The following is a 22,359-nucleotide window of genomic DNA, read 5'->3' as shown; positions in this document are numbered from 1 at the left end:
CGAGATTGAACTGCGATCTACAGCTCAATCTCGAAATCATTACTCACGATCCACTAGTGACCGTAAACATTCGCTGGTGTACTAGGGAAAATGGTGCGTCATATTCATCGGCATGGCTTGCGTAGCAAGACTATTTGGAGATGTCAGGGAAGCTGAGGTGTAGGATGAATCGATGCTGGCTGGTTTGAACTCAACAACCTTCACGTCTCCCTTGAATAAATCGTCCATACCTGGAAGTGCTCCACCTGGAAGTGCTCCTGTACCACCGGACTGGGCATCGAGTTCTTCTTCCGAGAGTTCCCCGTCTTCCAGCTCAGAGGAGGCAGACAGCTCAGGGTCGATCGGGGCTTGGTTTTCGGTGGTGTTTTCTTCGGACATGACGATTCTCCAGAAAGGATGAGTGATTGGATCATAGTTTGGAAAACCTGGGATAACCAGCCCTGTTTAGCCAAACGAGATTGAGCTACAGTTTAGTGCCTAATCATCTTGTAGCTGTTGACGATGGTCAGCAGGTCGCTGTGATCGTCTACCAAGATTTTAGGGAAGACGAAAATTCTTCGTCATCTCTTGTATTGATGAGGGCTGTGATGTCTGGTCTGTGGGGGTGTTTTTTTCCTTGGTTGGTTCGCCAAAATGGTAGCCATTTCTGGGAAAGCCAGAACTAGCAGGGAATGACGGAATTGACGGGAACGACGGACTCGAACCGCCAGCCTGAGAATCGAGTTCTGCGTCGGAGAGTTCTCCTTCCTCTGTCTCGGATAACTCGGGGTCGATCGGAGCTTAGTTTTCGGTGGTATTTTCTCCGGACATGATGACTCCCCAGAGAGAATGAACCGGTTATTGGTGTTTGAGGCGGGGGCGATCAGCTGGCATTCTGGCCTAGGGGAATTCCCCTAGATGCATCTGCTGCTGAGTGTCTCTGATAGACACGGAGGTATTGTTGGCTATCTGGGATTGCATGGCCACACTGCTGCTTTGCAACGTACCACCAGCAGCGGCTTCTAGATCTTCCTCTGAAAGTTCCCCTTCTTCTAGGTCAGGGAAGGATTGATCAGGAGGAGTCGGGGCCTTACTTTCAGCAGTGTTTTCTTCAGGCATGGCGATGACTTTGCCTACAAAAGCTCAATAGATGTCAATCAACTTTACTAAATTAGCATAGGGAATTTAATCAAGTTGTAGTGTTTGTGTGTTGATTGAGTAAAGCTTTGGTAGCAAAATCTTAGCTAGCTTCAAATTTAATCAACTCACAACTTGTCAATATTGATTCCGATGATTAAATTTTATTAATTTTTGAAATTTTCTTAAGGAAATTGATCCTCTCTAACCTGTGTCTATGCTGTCCATCCGTAATTACACTTAAGGCAATCAATACATGCCGATACCTATAATTGGGACGCAAAGCAATTAATTTTGAGTTTGTTTATTTTTCTGAGTGCTAATGATTAATTTTGTCTGTTTAAATTCTGACCATGCCCCCTGATTTTGCTAATTCTAAGCCAGGAAAATTCTAGAGTAATTCAGTCTTGTTGAAGGCTATGAAGCTTGGCGAATCTGATGACATTGAGCTAGCCTCAAGGTTTGAATAGAGTCTGAATACTTCATTGCAATAACTGCTCACGATTGCTCACTAATTTCTGGATTTGGGGTAGCGCGTCTGTTTTATGGCTCCTATGGCTGAAGTAATTAGCTTTGATCCCGATGAGAAAACCTTGAAAGGAAATGCGCCCGTGCCCCTGGCGAGGCCCGATCGCGTGGCGGTGTTGCGATCGGGATCGGTGGCGGTGTTTGCCCTAGTAACCATTAACGGTGTGCCCCAAGGGGAGCGGCGATTCTTATTTGATGTGTCACCGGGGGAGGCATTGTTTGGAGTGCCCTCTCGCCCCGAAGGTCGCAGCCACCAGGTGATTGCGGTTCCCTACGAGGAATGCCGGCTAGTGGCGGGGCCGTTGCCGGAGCGTTGCTCGGGGCTGGAGGGGGTTCGGGTCAATGAGGCGACCGACAATTTGACGGAGGAGGCCTTGGCGGCTTGGTTGCAGCAGTGGAGCGATCGCTGGGTGGCGGTGTTTGAACATGCCAAGATTTCCCTGCCAGGTATCGCGGCGATCGAAGTGCCCGATTCGGCTCCCTTGGTCGATCGCCTCTGGCAGTTTCATCTCAATGTTTTGGCGGGGTTACATCAACTGCATGAGCAGGAAACCCAGGCCACTGCTCAACGATTCTATGAGCGGCAACGCCTCAACCAGCAGGTGAGCGATCGCGCCCTGGGCGACCTGACGGCGGTTTTTAATCCCCGGCAGGCGGAATTTTTGCATGAGGGCGGCCCGCTGCTGGCGGCCGTGGGAGCGGTGGCCCGAGCCAAGGGGATTAGCGTTTCCCCACCAGCGAGATCGGAAGATCCAGAACGCATTAAAAATCCCCTGGATGCGATCGCCCGCTCTTCACGGTTCCGAACACGGCGAGTGATTTTGACTGGCAAATGGTGGACTGCGGATTGTGGGCCGTTGCTCGCCTATGCTGCTGACGATAATCGACCCTTAGCCCTGCTACCTAAAGGCACTGGACAATACGAAATATTCGATCCCACCCTCGAGCAACGCCGCCCCTTGACTGGAGCATTGGCCCGGCAACTCTCCCCTGTGGGCCACATGTTCTATCGAGCATTTCCTGATCAGGCAATGAACTCGATCGACATTTTTCGATTTGCGATGCGTGGGCGAGAGCGTGATTTATTCAGTGTTTTGTCCATCGGTATTCTCTCCTCATTGGTGGGAATGATTACGCCATTAGTCACAGGAATTTTAATTACTGATGTCATTCCCGATGCCCAGCGAAATCTGGTGTGGGAGTTTGCCCTTTGTCTATTGGCCGCCAGCTTTGGCAATACCTTGTTTGGCATTGCTCAAAGTGTGGCTTCGGGGCGCTTACAAACCTTAGCTGATCTAGAAACCCAATCAGCCGTCTGGGATCGACTGTTAAAACTCCGGGTGTCTTTCTTTCGGAACTATACGATCGGGGATTTGCAAGGACGAGTATCTGCCATTTCCCAAATTCGACGTATCCTTAGCGGAACAGTTTTACAAACTATTTTTAGTAGCTTCTTTTCAGCCTTAAACCTAGGCTTGATGATTGTATATAGCCCATCGTTATCCCTTGTGGCATTGGGCATCACGGCTGTGATTATTGTAGTGACCAATGCTTCAAGTTTCTATACCCGCCAACAAATGCGACCCTTGCAGAAAATGCAGGGGGAATTAAATGGCTTGATTGTGCAATTGATTGGTGGAGTTTCCAAGCTCCGCATTGCTGGAGCAGAACAACGAGCTTTTGCATTTTGGGCTAGCCAATTTCGCCAGCAACTCAAACTTTCATTGAGCACAGAGGCGATCGAAGATGGCATGACACTTTTTAATACATTTCTTTCAACCGTCAGCCCTGCGCTGCTATTTGCGTCGGCTTCTCTGTTGATCACGCCCGCCCAAGCAGCCGGGACAGGGCCGCTCCAGTCTAGTCTTTCGATCGGGACGTTCCTTGCCTTTAACTCAGCCTTTGGCACATTTTTGGGTGGTGCTACCAGCCTGAGTAATCTCTTGATTCAAATTATGGAAATTTCAGTGCTTTGGGAGCGTGCCCGGCCCATCATTGAAGAACCACCTGAGGTGGATCAAGACAAAACTGATCCCGGACGTTTATTAGGGGGGGTCAAGCTCGATCGCGTTAGCTTTCGTTACCAAACTGATGGCCCTTTAACCTTAGATAAAATCTCAATTGAAGCCAAACCGGGTGAGTTTATTGCGTTGGTGGGGCCTTCCGGTAGCGGCAAATCAACGACAGTTCGCCTATTGCTGGGTTTTGAACAACCCGAAGAAGGGGCAATTTTCTATGATGGTCAAGATCTCTCGGGTTTAGATGTGACCGCAATTCGGCGGCAGTTAGGCGTTGTTTTGCAAAATGGACGAATTAACAGCGACTCCATCTTTGAAAATATTTCTGGGGGAGCGCTCATCACCATGGATGAAGCCTGGGAAGCAGCCAAAATGGCTGGCTTTGCTGATGATATTGACCACATGCCGATGGGGATGCATACGGTCATTTCTGAGGGAGGTACCAACCTTTCTGGGGGGCAACGCCAACGACTCTTGATTGCCCGGGCATTGGTTTTACAGCCTAAGATTTTGATCTTTGATGAAGCAACGAGTGCCCTGGATAATCGAACTCAGGCGATTGTGAGTGAAAGCCTCGATCGCCTACGAGTTACCCGCATTGTAATTGCTCATCGTCTCAGCACGATTCGCAACGCCGATCGCATTTACGTCATCTCCGCCGGTCAGGTCATTCAGCAAGGTAATTTTGAGACCCTGATGCAGGAAGCGGGGCTATTTGCCGATCTCATGAACCGCCAAATTATGTAAGCATTTCCCTACAGTCCAATCAGTCACTATAGGATTGAGGCTGAGTCAAAATCCCATTCAGATAGATGCAAGATCAATACTCAGCTAAGATTTAAATTCATCTAGAGTCAGCGAAATTTAGCACTCGAAATTTAGCACTGTTTAATTATTCCAGTCCATTAACTATTCTGGCAAATCAATTGGATATTCACCTTCAGGCATCTTCCTCAACCTTTTCAGAATCAATGATGCTGCTAAAAGCAGCCGTTTTAGAGCGATTTAATCAAGAAATTCTTGAAAAAAAGTTGTGCTACCACAACCAAGCTCATATTGAGGCAGTCCAACGCCGAGCTTGTCAACTATTTCAGGTGGTTCGTGCTGAGTTACCGCATGAAATGGCTGATCGATTAGCAATTTTGCTGGATTTTTGTGCTGTTGCTCATGACCTGGTGCAAGTGTTTTTGCCCGTGACTGATGCCCATAGCTCTCGTCGCCGAGAAGCTGGAGTGAGCGAAACAGCAACAATTCATGAGATCCGGCAATTCATTCAAGGAATTAATCAACAAACTAGCCATCTTTCAGCCCAGATTACGGTGGAAGATATGCATCTCATTCAAGAAGCGATCGAGGCAACTATTTGTGCGTACGATCCCCAGGAGCAAGCTATCTATCAGCCCAGTCTCTATGAGCGTGATCACCCAATTTCCCTTGTGGCTAGACTGTTAGCGATCGCGGATATTGGCTCGCTGGCCATGGAAGGACTTGAATCCTACAACCAAGAAGGCCGCCTCATTTTTCTTGAAGAAAACCCTGATGTTTATGACCTGCTCGCCACGGGGCGTTTACTGCACTTAGCCACTCATGAGCCTGATTTAGCTGAAAATGTTCGGCAACGTCTGCTGCGACGCAGCCAATTTCAAGTGAGCTTTGCCAAATCTCGCTTCAAGCGATCGCCCCAAGAGTTAGAGGGTTTACCAGCCCCCGTAATTCCCATTATCCTGAATGAGCTTTTTTCTGATTTAACCCCAGCCAATATTCAGCAGTTGGAATCAGTCACTCCCACAGACCCTGACACACCTCTTCAAAGCCTAATTGACTTTTTTCAGCTTACCTCACTTCATACAGTTTTTAACTCGCTCAATAAGAAGGGCAGTCAATAAGGTAGTGATTATGAGGTGAGGATCTTCGCAAGCAATTGCTTATTTCACAAAGCTTTCATTAGCTTATCATTACTTCACAGGCACTACTCACAATCAAAATTCAGCTACTCAAGATTCATTACCGAGTTGATAACTCAAGATTTATGATCGATCGCCCTTGATTACTTCTCCGTCCACGTCCGGCGGGCCAACGGGGCGATCGAGGTCTTTTTCATCCGGGTTCAGCTCATCCCGAAAACCGCGCAGGGTTTTGCCCAAGGCCCCGCCCAACTGCGGCAACTTCTTGGGGCCAAAGATCAGGATCGCCACCAACAAAATCAACAGCACTTCCGGCCAGCCCAGTCCAAACACGATCGCGCCTCTCCTAAACGACGACTGCCCGCGATCCCAGTTGCGATCGCCGCATGATTGTCGATCGCTGCCTGTACCGCTGCCCCCATAGATAGCACCAATTGTCGGATCTGACTGACTCCATCACTAGCGCAAATCGTCAAATCCGCCACAAACTCCAAGCGATCGCCCAAAGTATGGCAACCTAAAAAACTGGGAAACCCATTTATTTGGGCAACCCCTTGAACCATCCGCGCCTTCAGACATACCCCGCGCCATCCGCGATCGGAGCGAAGCCATGCAAACCCTGCCGAAACCCCCCGTTCCCAACGGCAGCATCGCCACCAACCTAGACGATCGACTGTTTGACACCACGATCCATCGTCGCCAAACCCGCCCCGTGCAAGTGGGCGACATCACGATCGGTGGCGGCCATCCGGTCGTGGTGCAGTCGATGATCAATGAAGATACCCTCGACATTCCCGGGTCTGTGGCCGCCATTCGTCGCCTCCACGAAATCGGCTGCGAAATTGTGCGCGTCACCGTCCCCAGCCTGGCCCACGCCAAGGCCATGGAAAGCATTCGCAAGACACTGGAAGACACCTATCGCCCCGTGCCCCTGGTGGCCGATGTGCACCACAACGGCATGAAAATCGCCCTGGAAGTGGCCAAGCACGTTGATAAGGTGCGGATTAATCCGGGCTTGTATGTGTTTGAAAAGCCCCGCGCTGATCAAGACTACAGCGCCGCCGAATTTGAGGCGATCGGCAAGAAAATTCGCGAAACTCTGCAACCCCTGGTGGAAACCCTGGGCGAGCAAAACAAATGTATGCGGATTGGCGTGAACCACGGCTCCCTGGCGGAGCGGATGGTGTTCACCTATGGCGACACGCCCTTGGGCATGGTGGAATCGGCCTTGGAATTCCTGCGGATTTGCGAAGACATGCAATTCCAAAACCTGGTGATTTCCATGAAGGCCTCGCGCGTGCCCGTGATGCTGGCGGCCTATCGGTTGCTGGCCAAGCGGCTGGACGAAGCCGGGATGCCCTACCCGATCCATTTGGGCGTGACGGAAGCGGGCGACGGCGACTATGGCCGGGTCAAGTCCACCGCCGGGATTGCCACCCTGCTGGCGGAAGGGATCGGCGACACGATCCGCGTTTCGCTGACGGAAGCCCCCGAAAAGGAAATCCCCGTTTGCTACAGCATTCTGCAATCGCTGGGCCTGCGGAAAACGATGGTGGAATACGTGGCCTGCCCGTCCTGTGGGCGGACGCTGTTTAGCCTTGAAGAGGTGCTGCACCAAGTGCGGGAAGCAACGAAACACCTGGTGGGTCTGGATATTGCCGTGATGGGCTGCATTGTGAACGGGCCGGGCGAAATGGCCGATGCGGACTACGGCTATGTGGGCAAAACGCCAGGGACGATCGCCCTCTATCGGGGTCGCGACGAAATCAAGCGCGTGCCGGAAACCGAAGGCGTATCGGCGCTGATTGAACTGATCAAGGCCGATGGCCGTTGGGTGGATCCGCCGACCAGTTAAACCGGGCGATCGACCCACAGTGGGCGAGTGCATGAGCAGCGATCGAGGGGTGGCGGAAGTCACCCCTTTTGGGTTTGGGGGTTGCGAGAAATGCAGTCCAGAGCAGGCCGCGATCGCGCTGGATCTGGATCGCCCATGGGCAACCACAAGGTAGCAATCAACACCGTCTGCTTACTCGATCGCGCGATCGCAACAGGTAATGAGGCTGACGGCGATCGTCACCGTAACAAATAAGGCACTAGCTTACTAGGCTCCCGAGCAAGCCCAGATTGACGGTAGATAACATCGATCGCAAGGGTTGATTTGAGTTCATGACAGTTAAGAGTGAAAGAGATCTTAAACTTAAATTTTTGTGATTTTCAGCTTCAATCTTTGTGATTCCCATCCAAGATAGGCGTGGGTGCATAATGTTTTGCCTATCCGAACGCATGCTTAGGTTTTAGCATCAATCGGTTCAGCCAAAGCCAATGATGAGGGCATTTCTTCAGCCGGATTATGATCGATTAAAGTCTTCATGCAAAAGACTTCTGGCATTTTGCTCATTTTTTCGACATACTGAGAGCGGGATGTAGCGATTGTGTCTGTGAAGGTTGGTTCAGCAATGCATGTCTACAGTTGCATCACTGAACAAAGCGGTGGTTGGCCAGTCAGCAGCACCATCACAGGGTAATCATCCCTTAAGTCAGTCATGGGGGGATCAGGTCGCTCTGCGCCAAAATGAGTTGACAGACTCGGTGACAGCCATGCTCTCGTTTTCATAGGCGTCCCATTGTCCAGGCAACTGACCACCGCATCCTCAGTGCATTGAGGACTCATTCGTCAGCGTCATTCACTTGTAGGCACCGACCTTGGGTATTCATTCTTACCAAGCTTGAACTTGGGCAATGAATTGATCGGTGCCTTCTCGTCATAGGTCAATTCCCATGCAGTCTGCCCCTCAAGCCACCGTTTCTTTGCCCGGCTACGAGTTAACTGAAGAGCTATACCGGGGTGTGAAAACTCTGGTTTATCGTGGTCTACAACTCAATCAGCAAGATCACGCAGCTCACGAACCGGTAGTCATCAAGTTTTTGCAGCGTGCGTATCCAACGTTCCAAGAATTGCTGCAATTTCGCAACCAGTACACGATTGCCAAAAATCTGGATATGCCGGGTCTGGTTCGCCCCAAGACCCTCGAGCCTTATGGCAATAGCTATGCGCTGGTGATGGAAGATGTGGGGGGCCTGTCTTTAAAGTCCCTGATGCAGTCGCGATCGCTGGAAATTCATGAGGCGATCGAAATTGCCATTCAACTCACGGATATTCTGCACGATTTCAGCCGCAATCGAATTATCCACAAAGACATTAAGCCCGCGAATATTTTGATTTGTCCCGGCAACAAACAAGTCAAAGTGATTGACTTTAGTTTGGCTTCTTTGCTGCCGCGCGAAACCGAAGATGTTAAGCACCCAAATGTTTTAGAAGGGACACTCACCCATTTGGCTCCAGAACAAACGGGCCGCATGAATCGGGGAATTGACTACCGGACAGACTTTTATGGCTTGGGAGTAACCCTGTTTGAGCTATTAACTGGTCGCTTGCCCTTTCAGTCAGAAGATCCGCTGGAATTGGTGCATTGCCACATTGCCAAGCCAGCACCTTTTGTTTGTGACATCAAGCCCCATGTTCCCACGCCCTTGGGCAAAATTGTGGCTAAGTTGATGGCCAAAAATGCCGAAGATCGCTACCAAAGCGCCTTGGGTCTGAAGCGTGATCTCGAAATTTGCCAACAGCAATTGTCGATCGTGGGCGTGATTTCAGATTTCACGATCGCCCAGCATGATGTGAGCGATCGATTTGTGATTCCCGAAAAGCTCTACGGTCGGGAATATGAAGTGCATGCGCTCCTGGCATCGTTCGATCGCGTGGCCTTGGGCAGCTCTGAATTGATGCTGGTAGCTGGATTTTCCGGGATCGGGAAAACGGCCGTTGTCAATGAAGTTCACAAGCCGATTACGCGCCAGCGCGGGTATTTCATCAAGGGCAAATTTGACCAGTTCAATCGCAATATTCCGCTGTTTGCTTTCGTGCAGGCTTTTCGCAATTTGATGTTGCAATTGATCGGCGAAAGTGACACACAACTGCAATATTGGCGTCAAAAAATTCTCCAAGCCCTCGGTGAAAACGGGCAAATTTTAATTGAGGTGATTCCTGAGCTGGAGCGGATTATTGGTGCGCAACCTCCCGCGATCGAACTGTCGGGAACGGCTGCCCAAAATCGCTTTAATCTGCTGTTTCAAAAGTTCATTCAGGTTTTCGCAACCCAAAATCACCCGCTGGTGATCTTTTTGGATGACTTGCAGTGGGCAGACACCACCTCCCTGGGATTGATTCAATTGTTGATGACTGAATCAACGGTGGGGTATTTGTTGGTGATTGGTGCCTACCGAGATAATGAGGTTTTTGCTGCGCACCCTTTGACCCTGACCCTAGATGCGATCGCCCGTGCTGGCAGCACCGTCAACTCAATCACATTGCAACCGCTCGATCGCGTCAGTCTCAATCAATTGGTGGCTGACACCCTCAAATGCTCTAGTCCCTTAGCGGTTCCCCTCACCAAGTTGGTGCTGCAAAAAACCCAGGGAAATCCGTTTTTTGTGACGCAGTTTCTCAAGGCTTTGCATCAGGATCGGGCGATCGAATTTGACCCCCAAGCCGGTTATTGGCAATGCGATATTGCCGGGGTGCGATCGGCTGCCCTGACCGATGATGTAGTGGCGTTTATGGCCTTGCGGCTGCAAAAACTACCGGCTGCTACCCAAGCAGCACTGCAACTGGCCGCCTGTGTAGGCAACCAATTTGACCTCCAAACCCTCTCGATTATTTCCGAGCAATCAGCTCCCGATGCGGCCGACGCTCTCTGGGCAGCATTGCAAGAAGAACTGCTATTACCGCAAAGCGAAGTTTATAAGTTCTATCTCGGCGATGGGCAATCCACAACTCGCACCAGCGAAGTGGCTGTTTATCGGTTTTTGCACGATCGCATTCAACAGGCAGCCTATGACTCCATTCCCGAGTCCGAGCGAGCCATCACCCATCTGAAAATTGGGCGATTGTTGTTGCAAAAAACGCCTGAATCTTATCTCAAAGATGTCATTTTTGATATTGTCAATCAGCTCAATCAAGGCGTTGAACTCATTACTGATACGAGGGAGCAACAACGCCTAGCTGAGCTGAATTTAATGGCAGGTCAAAAAGCCAAAGCCGCCACCGCTTATGCCGATGCCGTGCGTTATCTCGATCGCGCGTTGTCTTTGTTAGGTCGTGATCAGTGGCAAACCGCCTACGACCTAGCCCTGGCAATTCACCTCGAAGCCGCAGAAGCCGAGTATCTCAATCGGAATTTCGATCGCCTCAATGACCTAGCAGCAATCATTTTGGAACGGGCAAACACCCTGCTGGATTGCATCAGCGTCTATGAGCTACAAATCCAAGCCTATCACGCCCAAAGTTTGATGTTACAGGCGATCGAAACGGGTCTTGTGGCCCTCGAGCAGCTTGAGATTCGGCTATCGGATCAAGCTGGCGCTTCTGCCCAGCCCGCCTTGCCCACGGCAGCAGAACTCGATCAGTTGCCGGAGATGCGCGATCCGCAGCAAATCGCCGCCTTGCGCATCTTGATGGCGCTCTATCCGCCCGTCTATATTGCCCGGCCAGAGCTGATGCAGCCCCTGATTTTGACCATGGTGCGGCTCGCGCAAGATGGCGGCTATTCGGGGCTAGCGGCCTATGGATATGTGCTCTACGGCATGATTTTGTGCGCCATGCCGAGCGAAATTGAACAAGGCTATGGTGCGGGTCAGTTGGCCTTACATTTACTCGATCGCTTCCATGCAACGGAGCTGAAAGCCAAGATTTATACCCTCTTTAATGCCCACATTCGCTTCTGGAAAGAGCCACTCAAGACGACCCTTGCCGACTATCTTGAAGGCTGCCAAAGCGGTCTCGATGTGGGGGATTTGGAATGGGCTAGCTACAACGCCATGCATTATTGCAAAAGCCTATTTTGGGTTGGCGAGCCGCTCGATCTAGTCCTCAAGCAACAAGCGCCCTATCTGGAATTGTTGCAGAAAAATAATCATGAATTTGCCCTGTCTTATTCTCGCATTTGGTCACAAATGGCGAGCAATTTGCAAGGTACCGCAGCAGATCCGCAATGCTTGGCAGGTGATCTCTTCAATGAAGCTGAATTGATTCCGCTCTGGGAGACCACCAAAAATTACATGTCTCTCTTTGCGATTTATGTGGCCAAGGCTAGCTTGTTGTATACCTTCAAAAACTATTCCGAAGCTCTGCGCTATCTCCAACTAGCTGAGCCTCACCAAAACGCCTCGACGGGATTGTTGGTGGTGGTGATGTACAACTTCTATTCATCGCTGACCTTGCTGGCCCTCTACGATCGCGTCTCGCCCGATCAACAGGCATCCTATCTCGCTACGGTTGATCAACAGCAAGCTGTGTTGCAGCAATGGGCGCAATTATCCCCTGAGAATTTCCAGCACAAATACGATTTAGTCCATGCGGAGCGATCGCGCGTCCTTCGCGATTGGTTGACGGCGATGGACAGTTACGATCGCGCCATCCAAGGGGCCAAAATTAATGGCTATTTGCAAGAAGAAGCCCTCGCCAATGAATTAGCTGCTGGGTTGTATTTGTCCATGGGGCGCGACATGTTGGTTAAGCCCTACATGACCGAGGCTTATTATTGCTATTCCCGCTGGGGGGCGATCGCCAAAGTCAAAGCCATGATTAGTCAATCGGCTGGCTTTTTACCCACCTATACCGATCGCCATGAGTCCAGACTCAGTGGCTCAGCTTCCTTGGGCACTATTTCTTCGATCGGTAGCGCCTTGGACTTTATTAGTCTCTTGAAAGCGTCGCAAACCATTACCCAAACCCTCGATCTAGAAGAACTACTCCACCGCAGCTTAAACATCATTCTGCAAAATGCCGGGGCGCAGCGTGGTGCTTTGATTGTGCTGCAAAGTGATGATGCGCCTGCATCGACCACCAAGCCTTTCCAGGGCAATTATGCGATCGCCGCTGTGGCCCCCGATCTGCCTAATCGACTGGCCACCAGCAGTCAAGCCACGATTAATTCGGGACATCCACTGTCTTTAGCCGATCTCGTGGAAGACAATGCGATCGTCTGTTTGGGGATTGTGAACTACACCCTGCGCACCTCTGAAAGCGTCATTATCGATCGAGCAGAACGCGATCTACGGTTTGGCAGTCATCCCTACATCCAGCGTTATCAACCACAATCCATTCTGTGCATTCCCCTGGTGACCCAAGGGCAAGTTTTGGGGGCAATATATTTAGAAAATAACGCTACTGAAGGGGCGTTTAATGCAGAGCGGGTCGAGATTTTGACGCTGCTGTCGGCGCAGGTGGCAATTTCTTTGGAGAACGCCAATCTGTATCACTCCATGGAAACCAAGGTCGAAGCGCGTACCAAGGATTTGCAGCAGGCCCTAGAAGCCTTGCAAACAACCCAATCACAACTGATTCAAGTGGAGAAGATGTTGAGCTTGGGCAAAGTTGTCGCCGGTATTGCCCATGAGCTAAACAATCCTGTCACCTTCATCCATGTCAATTTGAAATATCTCAAGCAAGTGACCCAGGATTTGCTGGAGCTGCATGATTTGTATGCACGCATCTATCCTGAACCAGATGCAGAAATTGATCATTATCTGAAGCATATTGATCTAGACTTTATTCGCCAAGATGCGCCGTCAATGTTTACTTCGGTGCTGCGCGGTGCCCAACGGATTGCTGACATTGTGCAGTCCTTGCGGCAATTTTCACGGCTGGATGAAGAGGGCTATAAAGCCTATAACCTCCACAGCAGCATTGAGCACACGTTGATGTTGCTGAACCATCAGTTGGTAAGTCACAACATTGAAGTTTTGCAGGCGATCGAACCCTTGCCGCTCATTCAATGCCAAGGGGCACAAATCAACCAAGTATTGATGCATTTGCTGACCAATGCGATCGATGCCATTGTGGCGAGTCACAATCCCGTGAAGCGAATCACGATCGCCGCGATCGCCCTTGACAACGCGCAGCAAATTCAAATCCAGATTAGCGACACTGGATCGGGCATTCCTGCAAATATTCAGGACAAAATTTTCGATCCCTTCTTCACCACCAAGCCCGTCGGTCAGGGCACCGGCATGGGCTTAGCCATTTGCTATCAAATCATCAAGCAACATCAGGGCGAGTTAGCACTCACCAGCACCAGCACCAGCGGCAGTCAGTTCACCATGACCTTGCCGATTTCTGTCGATCGCCGCTTGGCCCCGTCCCTCCGGCCCCCAATTGTGATGAAGAACGAGAGCAGCAAGCACAAGAGCAACTAGCTAGTTAGAGCAAATAGCTCAAATAGCTATGGTCATTTCAGAATAGTCGTCTTACACAAGAACGAGACAGTCTGCCTGCTGGGGGCTGGTACACTGCCGCCGGCTCCAAGCAGGTCTGCTGTGGCCTTAGCCCCCAAGCAGCTTCCCAGACTGTCCCTCAAGCTCGCCTTTGCGCTTGGTGGCCGGACGCTGGCGAGCTGGTTTGGCATAGCCATTTGGCATCACTGTTTGGCACAGTTGGCGGCAAAAGTCAGTGGCCAATCACACTTGCCAATAACATTGCCCATGCGAATTGGCAATCCTGGGCTAGAATCATTACAGATTTTTACAAAAATCGTCTTTCCGAGACCCAACCTGCTGGACTGCTTGCTGTCAGCGGGGCCCGTGTGAACCCATCGCTAATCAACCTATGAGCCTCCCGATTCGTAACGTTGCCATCATTGCCCACGTTGACCATGGTAAAACCACCCTGGTTGACGCGCTGCTGAAGCAATCTGGCATTTTCCGCGAGGGCGAAGAAGTGCCCACCTGCGTGATGGACTCCAACGACCTCGAACGGGAGCGCGGCATCACGATTCTGTCAAAAAATACTGCGGTTCGTTACAAAGAAACACTGATCAACATCGTTGACACCCCTGGCCACGCGGACTTCGGTGGCGAAGTGGAGCGGGTGTTGGGCATGGTTGATGGCTGCGTGCTAATTGTGGATGCCAACGAAGGGCCGATGCCCCAAACGCGCTTCGTGCTGAAGAAAGCGCTGGAAAAGGGTCTCCGCCCGATCGTGGTGGTCAACAAGATCGATCGCCCGCGTGTGGAACCCATGACCGCCGTGGATAAGGTGTTGGATCTGTTCATCGAGCTGGGAGCCGATGACGACCAATGCGACTTCCCTTACCTGTTCGCTTCGGGGATGGCTGGCTTTGCCAAGAACGACTTGGCCGACGAAAACAAGGACATGCAGCCCTTGTTTGAAGCGATTCTGGAGCATGTGCCCGCGCCCGTGGGCGACCCCGAAAAACCCTTCCAACTGCAAGTGACCACCCTGGACTATTCCGAATATCTGGGTCGGATTGTGATTGGCCGGATCCATAACGGGACGGTCACCGCCGGTCAACAAGCGGCTTTGATTAAGGAAGACGGGTCAATCACCAAGGGGCGGATTACCAAGCTGTTGGGCTTTGAAGGGCTGCAACGGGTGGAAATCGAGCAGGCTTCGGCCGGTAACCTGGTGGCCATTTCCGGTTTTGCCGATGCCAACATTGGGGAAACTTTGGCCAGCGCCGAAAACCCTGAAGCGCTGCCGCTGATCAAGGTGGACGAGCCGACTCTGCAAATGACCTTTGTGGTCAACGATTCGCCCTTTGCCGGTCGTGAGGGCAAGTTTGTGACCTCGCGGCAAGTGCGCGATCGCCTGATGCGCGAGTTGGAAACCAACGTGGCTCTGCGTGTGGAAGAAACGGACTCGCCCGATCGCTGGGCCGTGTCCGGTCGGGGTGAACTGCACCTGGGCATCTTGATCGAAACCATGCGCCGAGAGGGCTATGAATTCCAAGTGTCGCAGCCGCAGGTGATCTTCCGCGAAGTGAACGGCCAACCCTGCGAACCTTACGAATTGTTGGTGTTGGATGTGCCCGACGATGCATCCGGCAGTTGCATCGAAAAGCTGGGGACTCGTCGCGCTGAAATGCAGGACATGCGTGTGGGTGAAAACGGCCGCACCCAATTGGAATTCATCATCCCGGCGCGGGGTCTGATCGGGTTCCGGGGCGAGTTTATGCGCATGACCCGAGGCGAAGGGATCATGAACCACAGTTTCCATGACTACCGCCCGATCGTGGGAGACATCGACACCCGCCGCAACGGGGTGATGATTTCCTTTGAAGAAGGCGTGGCCACTTTCTACGCCATGAAGAACGCTGAAGATCGCGGTGTGTTCTTCATTGAACCGGGCACAAAGGTTTACAAGGGCATGATTGTGGGTGAGCACAACCGCCCGCAAGACATTGACCTGAACGTGTGCAAAACCAAGCAGCTCACCAACCACCGCGCGGCCGGTGGCGATGAATTGGTGCAGTTGCAAGCGCCGGTACAAATGACGCTGGAACGGGCGCTGGAATATATCGGCTCCGATGAAATGGTGGAAGTCACTCCCGAATCGATTCGGTTGCGGAAGCTCCCGGCAAAAAAGCTCGCTAAGCGCTAAGTCGTTTTAGGGCGATCGCTCCGGGGCGATCGTCTTCCCCACCTGGCAGGAGAGGCACTGATCTCTCCTGCCTTTTTGCTGTCTGGAATTTTGTGCTAGCCTCGATGGGTAGCTCTCCAGCAGCTTGCAACGCCAGTCTATTTTTACTGATCTATTAACCGATTCAAAACTATGTTTCTAAAAAAAGTTCATGTTAAAAATTTTCGTGGACTACAAGACGTAGTGCTTGAGTTCAATCAGTCTCTGTCGCCTTCCGTTTTTCCAGTCGGCAGCTTAAATGGCGGTGGCAAAAGCACCCTACTACAACTTATTTTTATTCTCCTTCGCTGCGCCTCTGACCCAGCAAAACATCATTATATTCAAAATATTCTCCGGCTCGACTTAGGAGATGTAGGAGACCAAGAACGTGAAGTTCTTCATTGCATCATCAATCATCAAAATGAAGATGTTGATCTTCGTTTTATAATCGCATCTCAAAAAATATCTGGCCAACGTCTAGACTCTTTTTATGCCCTGGAAGAAACCAGAGAATCACTAAATCAAGACTTCGGGACAGAGATTAGTCCAGAGGTAATTCACAGGTATATTATGGAATTAAGGGGGTTAATTGAAAAAACAGAAAACATCGGAAGTTTTATTGGTTCTCCTCAAGAGCAAGATATCAAAGACTTTTCTAAAGGTCTTCAGAGTCTTTTTGATAAGAATAGTTGGTCAGAAAAATTATTTGACGCAAGAAGGCTAGTCCTGAAGATTTCTCGATTTAATGCCCTCAGCCAGCAAGATTCTCTCTCAATGATGCAAACTCTAAAAGCATTATTAGAGCAACTTGAAAATCTTGAGTTTGATTTCAGTGAGCTACTTGGTCAATATATCAACTTCAGTAAATCAGTCGCTCTCGCTCGAGCAGCGCTAGGGAAAAAAGGTTATCGATATATTACTCAATTGTCAGATCAACACCTTTTGTTCTGCAAAACTTTGGATAGTGAATCAACCTTAAAGCTGATCTCTGAGTATATTTACTTGGCATTTCCCTTGACGCAATTTGCCCTTTTCTTAAAGGAAGAGATATTGCATCAAGCAGTGGAAAGCAATACAAGAATTGAAGCTTATATTGAGGCATTAGAATCTGCAAGGCGAGATATTGGGAGCTTCTATACCTATGATCTTTTCTCAAGTAGACAACTAATGGAAATTGTTCATCGTTATATCGAAAAAGATACAGAGTATGGACTGGCTTCTAATGACTATGGCGATTCTTTGATTAAGTTTAAAGAAGAAATTGATCGTTTTTTTATTGACAAAAAAATAGTGCTTGATCGTGAATCAGTCAAATTTGTTTTCAAAGAAACCAACAAAAGAATTTCAATACATGAACTCAGTCATGGAGAAATCAAGAAGTTTAGCATTTATGTTTGGTTAAAATATATAGAAACCAAGGATGCAATTGTGCTAATGGATGAAGTAGAAGCTGGCTTTCATCCTGATTGGCAATATTCAATTATTCATGACCTACTCGAATGGTCGGATAATAATCAATTTATCCTGGCAACTCATTCCTATGATTTGTGCAATGCAGTTACGCCCGCCCATGTGAATGAAATTGAACCCCGGCTAAATTCAAAAAGACAAGATAGCCAGGAAAATTAGCAGACTGATTTGATCAAGACTATGAGTTTAAATGATGACCAAGTTTGGAACTTGGCAAACTCAATTATCAGATGCCGTGCCATTAAAAATCGAGCAGTGATCCTTTGTGAAGGTAAAGTTGATCCTATTCCCGACGGCAGCAAACTTAGAAAGAGTCCTGGTAGCTATCGGCAACAGGAATTTGATGACTCCAAATTCTACCGAAAATGCTTACCCAGATATTTACAACGTGAATATTGTCCTCAGTTCTTCAATTGTGGTAGCCAAGCTAGTGTCATAAAAGTATTTCATCAGCTTCTTGAGATTCATAATCTCGATCCGAGCAATAGCAACTTAAGTACTGATAAGCTTTTCTCTCTGGTAGATTTAGACCTTGGCAGACAACCAGTTAACAAATATGTATTTCCAGATATTGAGTCAATTTATAGAAATATTTATCATTCTGATTTTGAGAAACTAAATTTATCTGGTCATCAAATCTACACCACAGGACTCATTCATAAAGAAGCTTACTTCATTTTGCCAGAACTAGAAAGAGAGGTTTTTAATGAATTTCTAGAGAAGTTCCCGAAATTGCAGCACTCTGGTCAACCGTTCAACCTCAAGGTCATCTACCAGACTTTAATCCATAGTATTGGTGATGATCCAAGAATCAGAGAGAATTTTGGTATTGTCAAACAGCGAATTCAAAGGTATTTATCGCCAGAAGAGTTGATAGATCTAGACCCAAGAATGCTGCAAGTAATCCTAGAACAGCGATTTGAGGCTTGCACTAATCAACATTCTTTGGACTCTGAGGAAGGGCGATCGCTTTTAATCAAAGCTGTCCTTGTGATCACGAAAGTCAAAGACTTGGCTTGGAATCAAATTACAGATGGTGATGATTACCCCTTGGATGCAAAAGTAATTCGTGATCAGTTGACTCTTAATATCGCAGAATATTTTTCACGAAATCATGAATCTTTGAGGGATTTTCATATTATGGAAATTCTGAAATTTATTGCCGAACAGTCTAGAAGTTGATGTCATGACGATCGCGCTAATTTGTTGGAGTTGCGCGATCGACTGGCAATTTTGACTGGGCATTGGTTGAAGTGGCAATACCAAAACAACAAATTTAGTCGCAGTTGGTTGGCAAGCATTCGGGTGCAACGGCGCAGTATTCAACTCCCCAAATTCTGATCGCTGAATTTTAAACAAGAACACTTTGTGAGCTTTTTGTTCAAATTACAAACTGAGCTGAGACTCTGTGTTTAGATAGAGTCCAGTAGTTGCTTGGTGATCTCAATGCTTCATCAGCTTTTAGGCGGTGCGATCGCCCTGGTTATCGGCTCCACGGCGATCGCACCGGCCCAGGCCCAACAGCGACCCAACACCCAATCAGCCCCCAGCAGCCGTTCCACCACCCCACCCGATCCCAACTGCCCGATCAAAGGCAACATCTCCCAAACCACGGACGGCCAAAACACCGGGCGACGGCTATATCACCTGCCAGGAATGCGGGACTATGAGCGCACCGTGATCGACCTATCGCGAGGGGAACGCTGGTTTTGCTCGGAGGCGGAGGCGATCGCGGCTGGCTGGACAAAGGCCCCGCGCTAACGACCAAAGAAAGGGGCCAGGTCGATCGACCCAGCCCCTCCAAACAGAAGTGAAATTTTTGGCAGTCTTCGCAAAATGGGCTGTAACCCAGCCCATTTTGGGTCAACTAAATCGTGAAAGTTGAGGAAGGAACCGAAGTTGTGTCTCCTGTGGGGCTGAAGGTACCCGCAGCAGCAGGCGTAATCACTGCCAAATATTTCTTCACATTGCCGCTAGCCGTCGGGAATGTGTACGTCAAGGCAATTTCTCCTGTTGTGCTACCAGGAACAGCCTCGGGAATCAAAGCAGTGGCAACTAAACCATCACCCAAGCCAATCTTGTCTGTGCCCAGCGTGAATGCGCTGATTCGATCAGCATCACCAATGCTATCCACAGCATCACTGGCCTGGAACGCAAAGATATCCGTACCACTATCACCAACGAGCGTGTCGCGACCAGTCCCACCAACCAGAGTCGTTGTTCCACCGGCTGCTACTGCTCCAGCCGTGATTTGATCATCTCCCGCGCCACCCAGCAGTTTATTGCCAGCAACTGTGCTACCCGTAATCACGTCATTACCAGCGCCGCCGTCGATGGTTACTGTTCCAGTGGGTGCGGGCGCTGTGCCCGGAGTGAATCGATCACTCCCTGCTTCACCCCGCAAAATTGCAGGTGCGGTGTTGGAGTAGGTGAATTGATCATCGCCACCGCCACCGTTGATCCCACCAGGAAACAGCGACACCAAACTGTTATCCACAGTGATTGCATTATTCAGGTCGTTGAACTGCAACGTGTTGCCAATTGCAGAGCTGCCAGGTGGGGTTGTGGTAGTTGCAGTAGCCACATCCTTGATCGTCAACACCGAAGTGGCCTGAGTGCCCAACGTACCGCCAGTGGGAGCCGTCAGAGTCAGATTCACCGTCTCATCGGCCTCTGGCGTAATCGCATCGGACAGAACCGGCACGTTCACTGTTTTGGTTGTTTCACCCGCCGCGAAGCTCACCACTTGGTTTGCAACCGCCGTGTAGTCCGAGCCAGCCGTCGCCGTGCCGCCTGTACCGGTCGAGAAGGTGACGGAGCCAGCTTGGGAAGTGTCGCCCGTGCGGGTGATGTTGATGGCCGCTTGTACCGTGGCCGTGCCTTCCGTCGCCGTGTAGGTTGCGCCGCTGAATTGGAAAGTGGAAGAGCCAGTGGTTCCGCCGCCGCCCGTTGCGCCCTTGTCCACGATCGTCAAGATTGCCGAATCCTGCTTGCCCAAGATTGCGCCGCCCGTGGGACGAGACAGCAACATCCGAATCGTTTCACCGCTGTCGGCCAAAGGCGCATCGTCAATCAGATCCACCTTGAAGGTTTGGCTAATTTGACCCGGCGCAAAGTTCAGGGTTTGGTTGAAGGTTTTGTAGTCTGCGTTGGCCGTTGCCGTGCCGCCCAACACACCCACATCCACAGAAACCGCACCCGCCGATTGGTTCACATCCCGCGTCACGGTCACTTCCACTTGGGAACCTTCCGTGCCGGTCAGGTTGGCCACCGAGAATTGCAGTGCGCCTTGGGGCGGCACAGATCCAGGTTGCACACCATCGGAACTGAACGTGCCGGGGGTGTTCATCAGTTGGTTGGCGCTGACCCCTTTCACCACCGCCAAAATTTGGTTGTTGCCTTTGTCGCGAATGATGGCGCTGCCAGCGGTTTGACCGGAACCATCAAAGATTTCCAGGTCAGACATGGTGACTCCGCCAATCAGCCGAATTTGGTCTTGGCCAAATTGGTTGAAGTCTTCAATCACGTCGGCTTCCAGGATGGTGGAACCGCCGGTGGAAATTTGACCGGTCTGGGCCGAGAAGCTGTCGCTGCGGCGACCGATCACAAAGGTATCGTTGCCTTGACCACCGCGCATGGTGTCTGCGCCCAGATCGCCGGACAACACATCGTCGCCGTCTTCGCCAAACAGCAGGTCGTTGCCTTTGCCGCCATACAGCTCGTCGCCGCCGCTGCCGCCATACAGTTGGTCGCTGTCCATGTTGCCGAACATCAGGTCATTGCCGAGTCCGCCCAACAACAGGTCATTGCCAGCACCGCCGAGCAATTCATCGTCGCCGGATTCCCCTTCCAGGGTATCTACGCCTTGGTTGCCAAACAGGCGATCGTTGTCGTTGCCGCCCAGGATGCGATCGTCTCCGTTATAGCCCCGGATGATGTCGTTGCTATCCAAACCGCTGATCACATCATTCCCGGCCAGGCTGTCGAGAGCGGCTTGGGTTTCAGTAATGGGGATGACATCGGGAAAGTTGGTTCCGTTAATAACAGCCATTGACTCCTCCAGTGGACTTGAGTTGCAAAAGGTGAGCTGTTGAGTTGAAGAGGCGCGGACGAACAGCCGCAACCATTGCGGTCACGAGTTCGAGTCCCAAACGCTGGTGCAAGTCCTGCATTCTTGGGTGCTTAGGGGCCGGTGGAACCGGAACCGCTATCGAGGTGCAAGTGAATTGCTGTTGCGTTCCCTGTGCGGGTTGGTGAACTGTGGTTCGCTGCCTATTCCTTCGGGAAGCGATCAAAGAATCCGGAAGTGGGGAAATTTTTTTTGGGGAATTTTGCGGGAACAAAATGTTCTGAAAAGTTTTCAAAAAGTTCCCGCAATTCTTGATTTTTCTGGAAAATAATCGGGAACGATCGCCCTGTCTGGTTCGTCTGGGGAGCGACTGTTGGGAACCGGATTTTCAGGATCGGCTGAATGGCGATCGAGTCTTGGCCAACGCTCGGGTGGAGTGATCGCTCAATCCGCCCAATCCCATCGGGGCGATCGGCTCGGGTTGTTTGGGGATAGCAATAGCGTGGGGTTGGGGCCTAAGGGGCGATCGAGCCAAAAGGAAGGCATCCCAGGCGGATTGATCCTGAAGGACTGAGGAGATTTATGGGCGATCGATGGCCGATCGATCCCGTCCTTCGGTTAGGGATCATCAACCGCAATCCCCCCAAGCCTCCTGCCCATGCCTGGGGAATGCAGCTTGAGGCTAGGGTTTTCTATTAATAGTTTTCTGGTGGTTGAAGCTTAGAAATTTTATCTAATTAATTCAGTCAGCTTTTTGATTTTAAGAGTTACTGAAAA

The 22,359-nt window shown here is 50.4% G+C and carries 16 protein-coding genes and 1 pseudogene; 12 read left to right on the top strand and 5 right to left on the bottom strand.

The window, feature by feature from the left end:
• Nucleotides 1-81: 81 nt before the first annotated feature.
• Together AMR42_RS06615 and AMR42_RS06610 are read right to left on the bottom strand one after the other, a co-directional pair.
• Complete coding sequence (locus tag AMR42_RS06615) at nt 82-378, bottom strand: hypothetical protein (RefSeq protein ID WP_099532675.1); 297 nt, start codon at nt 376-378, stop codon at nt 82-84.
• Nucleotides 379-879: 501 nt separating this feature from the next.
• Nucleotides 880-1,098 carry a hypothetical protein gene (locus AMR42_RS06610; protein WP_099532674.1) on the bottom strand — a complete coding sequence of 73 codons (219 nt, stop codon included), beginning with the start codon at nt 1,096-1,098 and terminating at the stop codon, nt 880-882.
• 572 nt (nt 1,099-1,670) lie between these two features.
• On the opposite strand from AMR42_RS06610, the gene AMR42_RS06605 reads away from it, so the two are divergent.
• Together AMR42_RS06605 and AMR42_RS06600 are read left to right on the top strand one after the other, a co-directional pair.
• The gene (locus tag AMR42_RS06605; protein WP_199858107.1) at nt 1,671-4,409 is read left to right on the top strand and encodes an NHLP bacteriocin export ABC transporter permease/ATPase subunit; all 2,739 of its coding nucleotides are present in this window, start codon (nt 1,671-1,673) and stop codon (nt 4,407-4,409) included.
• 179 nt (nt 4,410-4,588) lie between these two features.
• On the top strand, nt 4,589-5,548 hold the full coding sequence (locus AMR42_RS06600; RefSeq protein WP_199858106.1) for a hypothetical protein: 960 nt from the start codon (nt 4,589-4,591) through the stop codon (nt 5,546-5,548).
• 141 nt (nt 5,549-5,689) lie between these two features.
• Here the strand turns inward: AMR42_RS06600 and tatA are convergent, their stop codons facing one another.
• A complete protein-coding gene (gene tatA / locus AMR42_RS06595; protein ID WP_099532672.1) occupies nt 5,690-5,899 on the bottom strand; it encodes a twin-arginine translocase TatA/TatE family subunit in 210 nt (69 codons plus the stop codon).
• Nucleotides 5,866-6,129 (bottom strand): hypothetical protein, encoded by a 264-nt coding sequence (locus AMR42_RS19770; RefSeq protein ID WP_143472965.1) that lies wholly within the window; start codon nt 6,127-6,129, stop codon nt 5,866-5,868. The genes tatA and AMR42_RS19770 overlap by 34 nt, the downstream gene beginning before the upstream one ends.
• 47 nt (nt 6,130-6,176) lie before the next feature.
• Here AMR42_RS19770 and ispG point away from each other — a divergent pair, with 47 nt between their 5' ends.
• The 8 genes and pseudogenes from ispG (at nt 6,177) to AMR42_RS20815 (ending at nt 19,274) form a co-directional block, all read left to right on the top strand.
• Nucleotides 6,177-7,421 (top strand): (E)-4-hydroxy-3-methylbut-2-enyl-diphosphate synthase, encoded by a 1,245-nt coding sequence (ispG, locus tag AMR42_RS06590; RefSeq protein WP_099532671.1) that lies wholly within the window; start codon nt 6,177-6,179, stop codon nt 7,419-7,421.
• Between the two features lie 90 nt (nt 7,422-7,511).
• Nucleotides 7,512-7,655: a hypothetical protein gene (locus AMR42_RS20285; protein ID WP_158234384.1), complete on the top strand. Its 144-nt coding sequence runs from the start codon at nt 7,512-7,514 to the stop codon at nt 7,653-7,655.
• A gap of 689 nt (nt 7,656-8,344) precedes the next feature.
• Nucleotides 8,345-13,822 (top strand): ATP-binding sensor histidine kinase, encoded by a 5,478-nt coding sequence (locus tag AMR42_RS06585; protein ID WP_099532670.1) that lies wholly within the window; start codon nt 8,345-8,347, stop codon nt 13,820-13,822.
• A gap of 409 nt (nt 13,823-14,231) precedes the next feature.
• A complete protein-coding gene (gene typA / locus AMR42_RS06580; protein ID WP_099532669.1) occupies nt 14,232-16,025 on the top strand; it encodes a translational GTPase TypA in 1,794 nt (597 codons plus the stop codon).
• 171 nt (nt 16,026-16,196) lie between these two features.
• Nucleotides 16,197-17,672, top strand: coding sequence for an AAA family ATPase (locus AMR42_RS06575; RefSeq protein ID WP_099532668.1), 1,476 nt, complete (start codon nt 16,197-16,199; stop codon nt 17,670-17,672).
• A 21-nt stretch (nt 17,673-17,693) separates the two neighbouring features.
• Nucleotides 17,694-18,695: a hypothetical protein gene (locus AMR42_RS06570; RefSeq protein ID WP_099532667.1), complete on the top strand. Its 1,002-nt coding sequence runs from the start codon at nt 17,694-17,696 to the stop codon at nt 18,693-18,695.
• Nucleotides 18,696-18,722: 27 nt separating this feature from the next.
• Nucleotides 18,723-18,836: pseudogene (locus AMR42_RS21360) on the top strand (DUF29 family protein); the annotation flags it as partial.
• Nucleotides 18,837-18,959: 123 nt separating this feature from the next.
• Nucleotides 18,960-19,274, top strand: a complete 315-nt coding sequence (locus AMR42_RS20815; protein ID WP_199291354.1) for a hypothetical protein — start codon at nt 18,960-18,962, stop codon at nt 19,272-19,274.
• 106 nt (nt 19,275-19,380) lie between these two features.
• Here the strand turns inward: AMR42_RS20815 and AMR42_RS06555 are convergent, their stop codons facing one another.
• Nucleotides 19,381-21,564 (bottom strand): Calx-beta domain-containing protein, encoded by a 2,184-nt coding sequence (locus tag AMR42_RS06555; RefSeq protein ID WP_143472964.1) that lies wholly within the window; start codon nt 21,562-21,564, stop codon nt 19,381-19,383.
• 329 nt (nt 21,565-21,893) lie between these two features.
• Here AMR42_RS06555 and AMR42_RS21355 point away from each other — a divergent pair, with 329 nt between their 5' ends.
• Both AMR42_RS21355 and AMR42_RS20280 read left to right on the top strand, forming a co-directional pair.
• Nucleotides 21,894-22,022 carry a hypothetical protein gene (locus tag AMR42_RS21355; RefSeq protein ID WP_255407531.1) on the top strand — a complete coding sequence of 43 codons (129 nt, stop codon included), beginning with the start codon at nt 21,894-21,896 and terminating at the stop codon, nt 22,020-22,022.
• On the top strand, nt 22,019-22,156 hold the full coding sequence (locus tag AMR42_RS20280) for a hypothetical protein (RefSeq protein ID WP_158234383.1): 138 nt from the start codon (nt 22,019-22,021) through the stop codon (nt 22,154-22,156). The genes AMR42_RS21355 and AMR42_RS20280 overlap by 4 nt, the downstream gene beginning before the upstream one ends.
• Nucleotides 22,157-22,359: the final 203 nt, after the last annotated feature.

Source organism: Limnothrix sp. PR1529 (assembly GCF_002742025.1).
Classification (GTDB): domain Bacteria; phylum Cyanobacteriota; class Cyanobacteriia; order CACIAM-69d; family CACIAM-69d; genus CACIAM-69d.
Note: the sequence above shows the minus strand (reverse complement) of the source record. Positions and strands in the feature narration are given on the sequence as shown.

What these genes read in the sequence shown, in the direction of transcription:
- AMR42_RS06615 (WP_099532675.1), bottom strand. Translation starts at nt 378, where the DNA reads ATGTCCGAAGAAAACACCACCGAAAACCAAGCCCCGATCGACCCTGAG.
- AMR42_RS06610 (WP_099532674.1), bottom strand. Translation starts at nt 1,098, where the DNA reads ATGCCTGAAGAAAACACTGCTGAAAGTAAGGCCCCGACTCCTCCTGAT.
- AMR42_RS06605 (WP_199858107.1), top strand. Translation starts at nt 1,671, where the DNA reads ATGGCTGAAGTAATTAGCTTTGATCCCGATGAGAAAACCTTGAAAGGA.
- AMR42_RS19770 (WP_143472965.1), bottom strand. Translation starts at nt 6,129, where the DNA reads ATGGTTCAAGGGGTTGCCCAAATAAATGGGTTTCCCAGTTTTTTAGGT.
- ispG (WP_099532671.1), top strand. Translation starts at nt 6,177, where the DNA reads ATGCAAACCCTGCCGAAACCCCCCGTTCCCAACGGCAGCATCGCCACC.
- AMR42_RS20285 (WP_158234384.1), top strand. Translation starts at nt 7,512, where the DNA reads ATGCAGTCCAGAGCAGGCCGCGATCGCGCTGGATCTGGATCGCCCATG.
- AMR42_RS06585 (WP_099532670.1), top strand. Translation starts at nt 8,345, where the DNA reads ATGCAGTCTGCCCCTCAAGCCACCGTTTCTTTGCCCGGCTACGAGTTA.
- typA (WP_099532669.1), top strand. Translation starts at nt 14,232, where the DNA reads ATGAGCCTCCCGATTCGTAACGTTGCCATCATTGCCCACGTTGACCAT.
- AMR42_RS06575 (WP_099532668.1), top strand. Translation starts at nt 16,197, where the DNA reads ATGTTTCTAAAAAAAGTTCATGTTAAAAATTTTCGTGGACTACAAGAC.
- AMR42_RS06570 (WP_099532667.1), top strand. Translation starts at nt 17,694, where the DNA reads ATGAGTTTAAATGATGACCAAGTTTGGAACTTGGCAAACTCAATTATC.
- AMR42_RS20815 (WP_199291354.1), top strand. Translation starts at nt 18,960, where the DNA reads ATGCTTCATCAGCTTTTAGGCGGTGCGATCGCCCTGGTTATCGGCTCC.
- AMR42_RS06555 (WP_143472964.1), bottom strand. Translation starts at nt 21,564, where the DNA reads ATGGCTGTTATTAACGGAACCAACTTTCCCGATGTCATCCCCATTACT.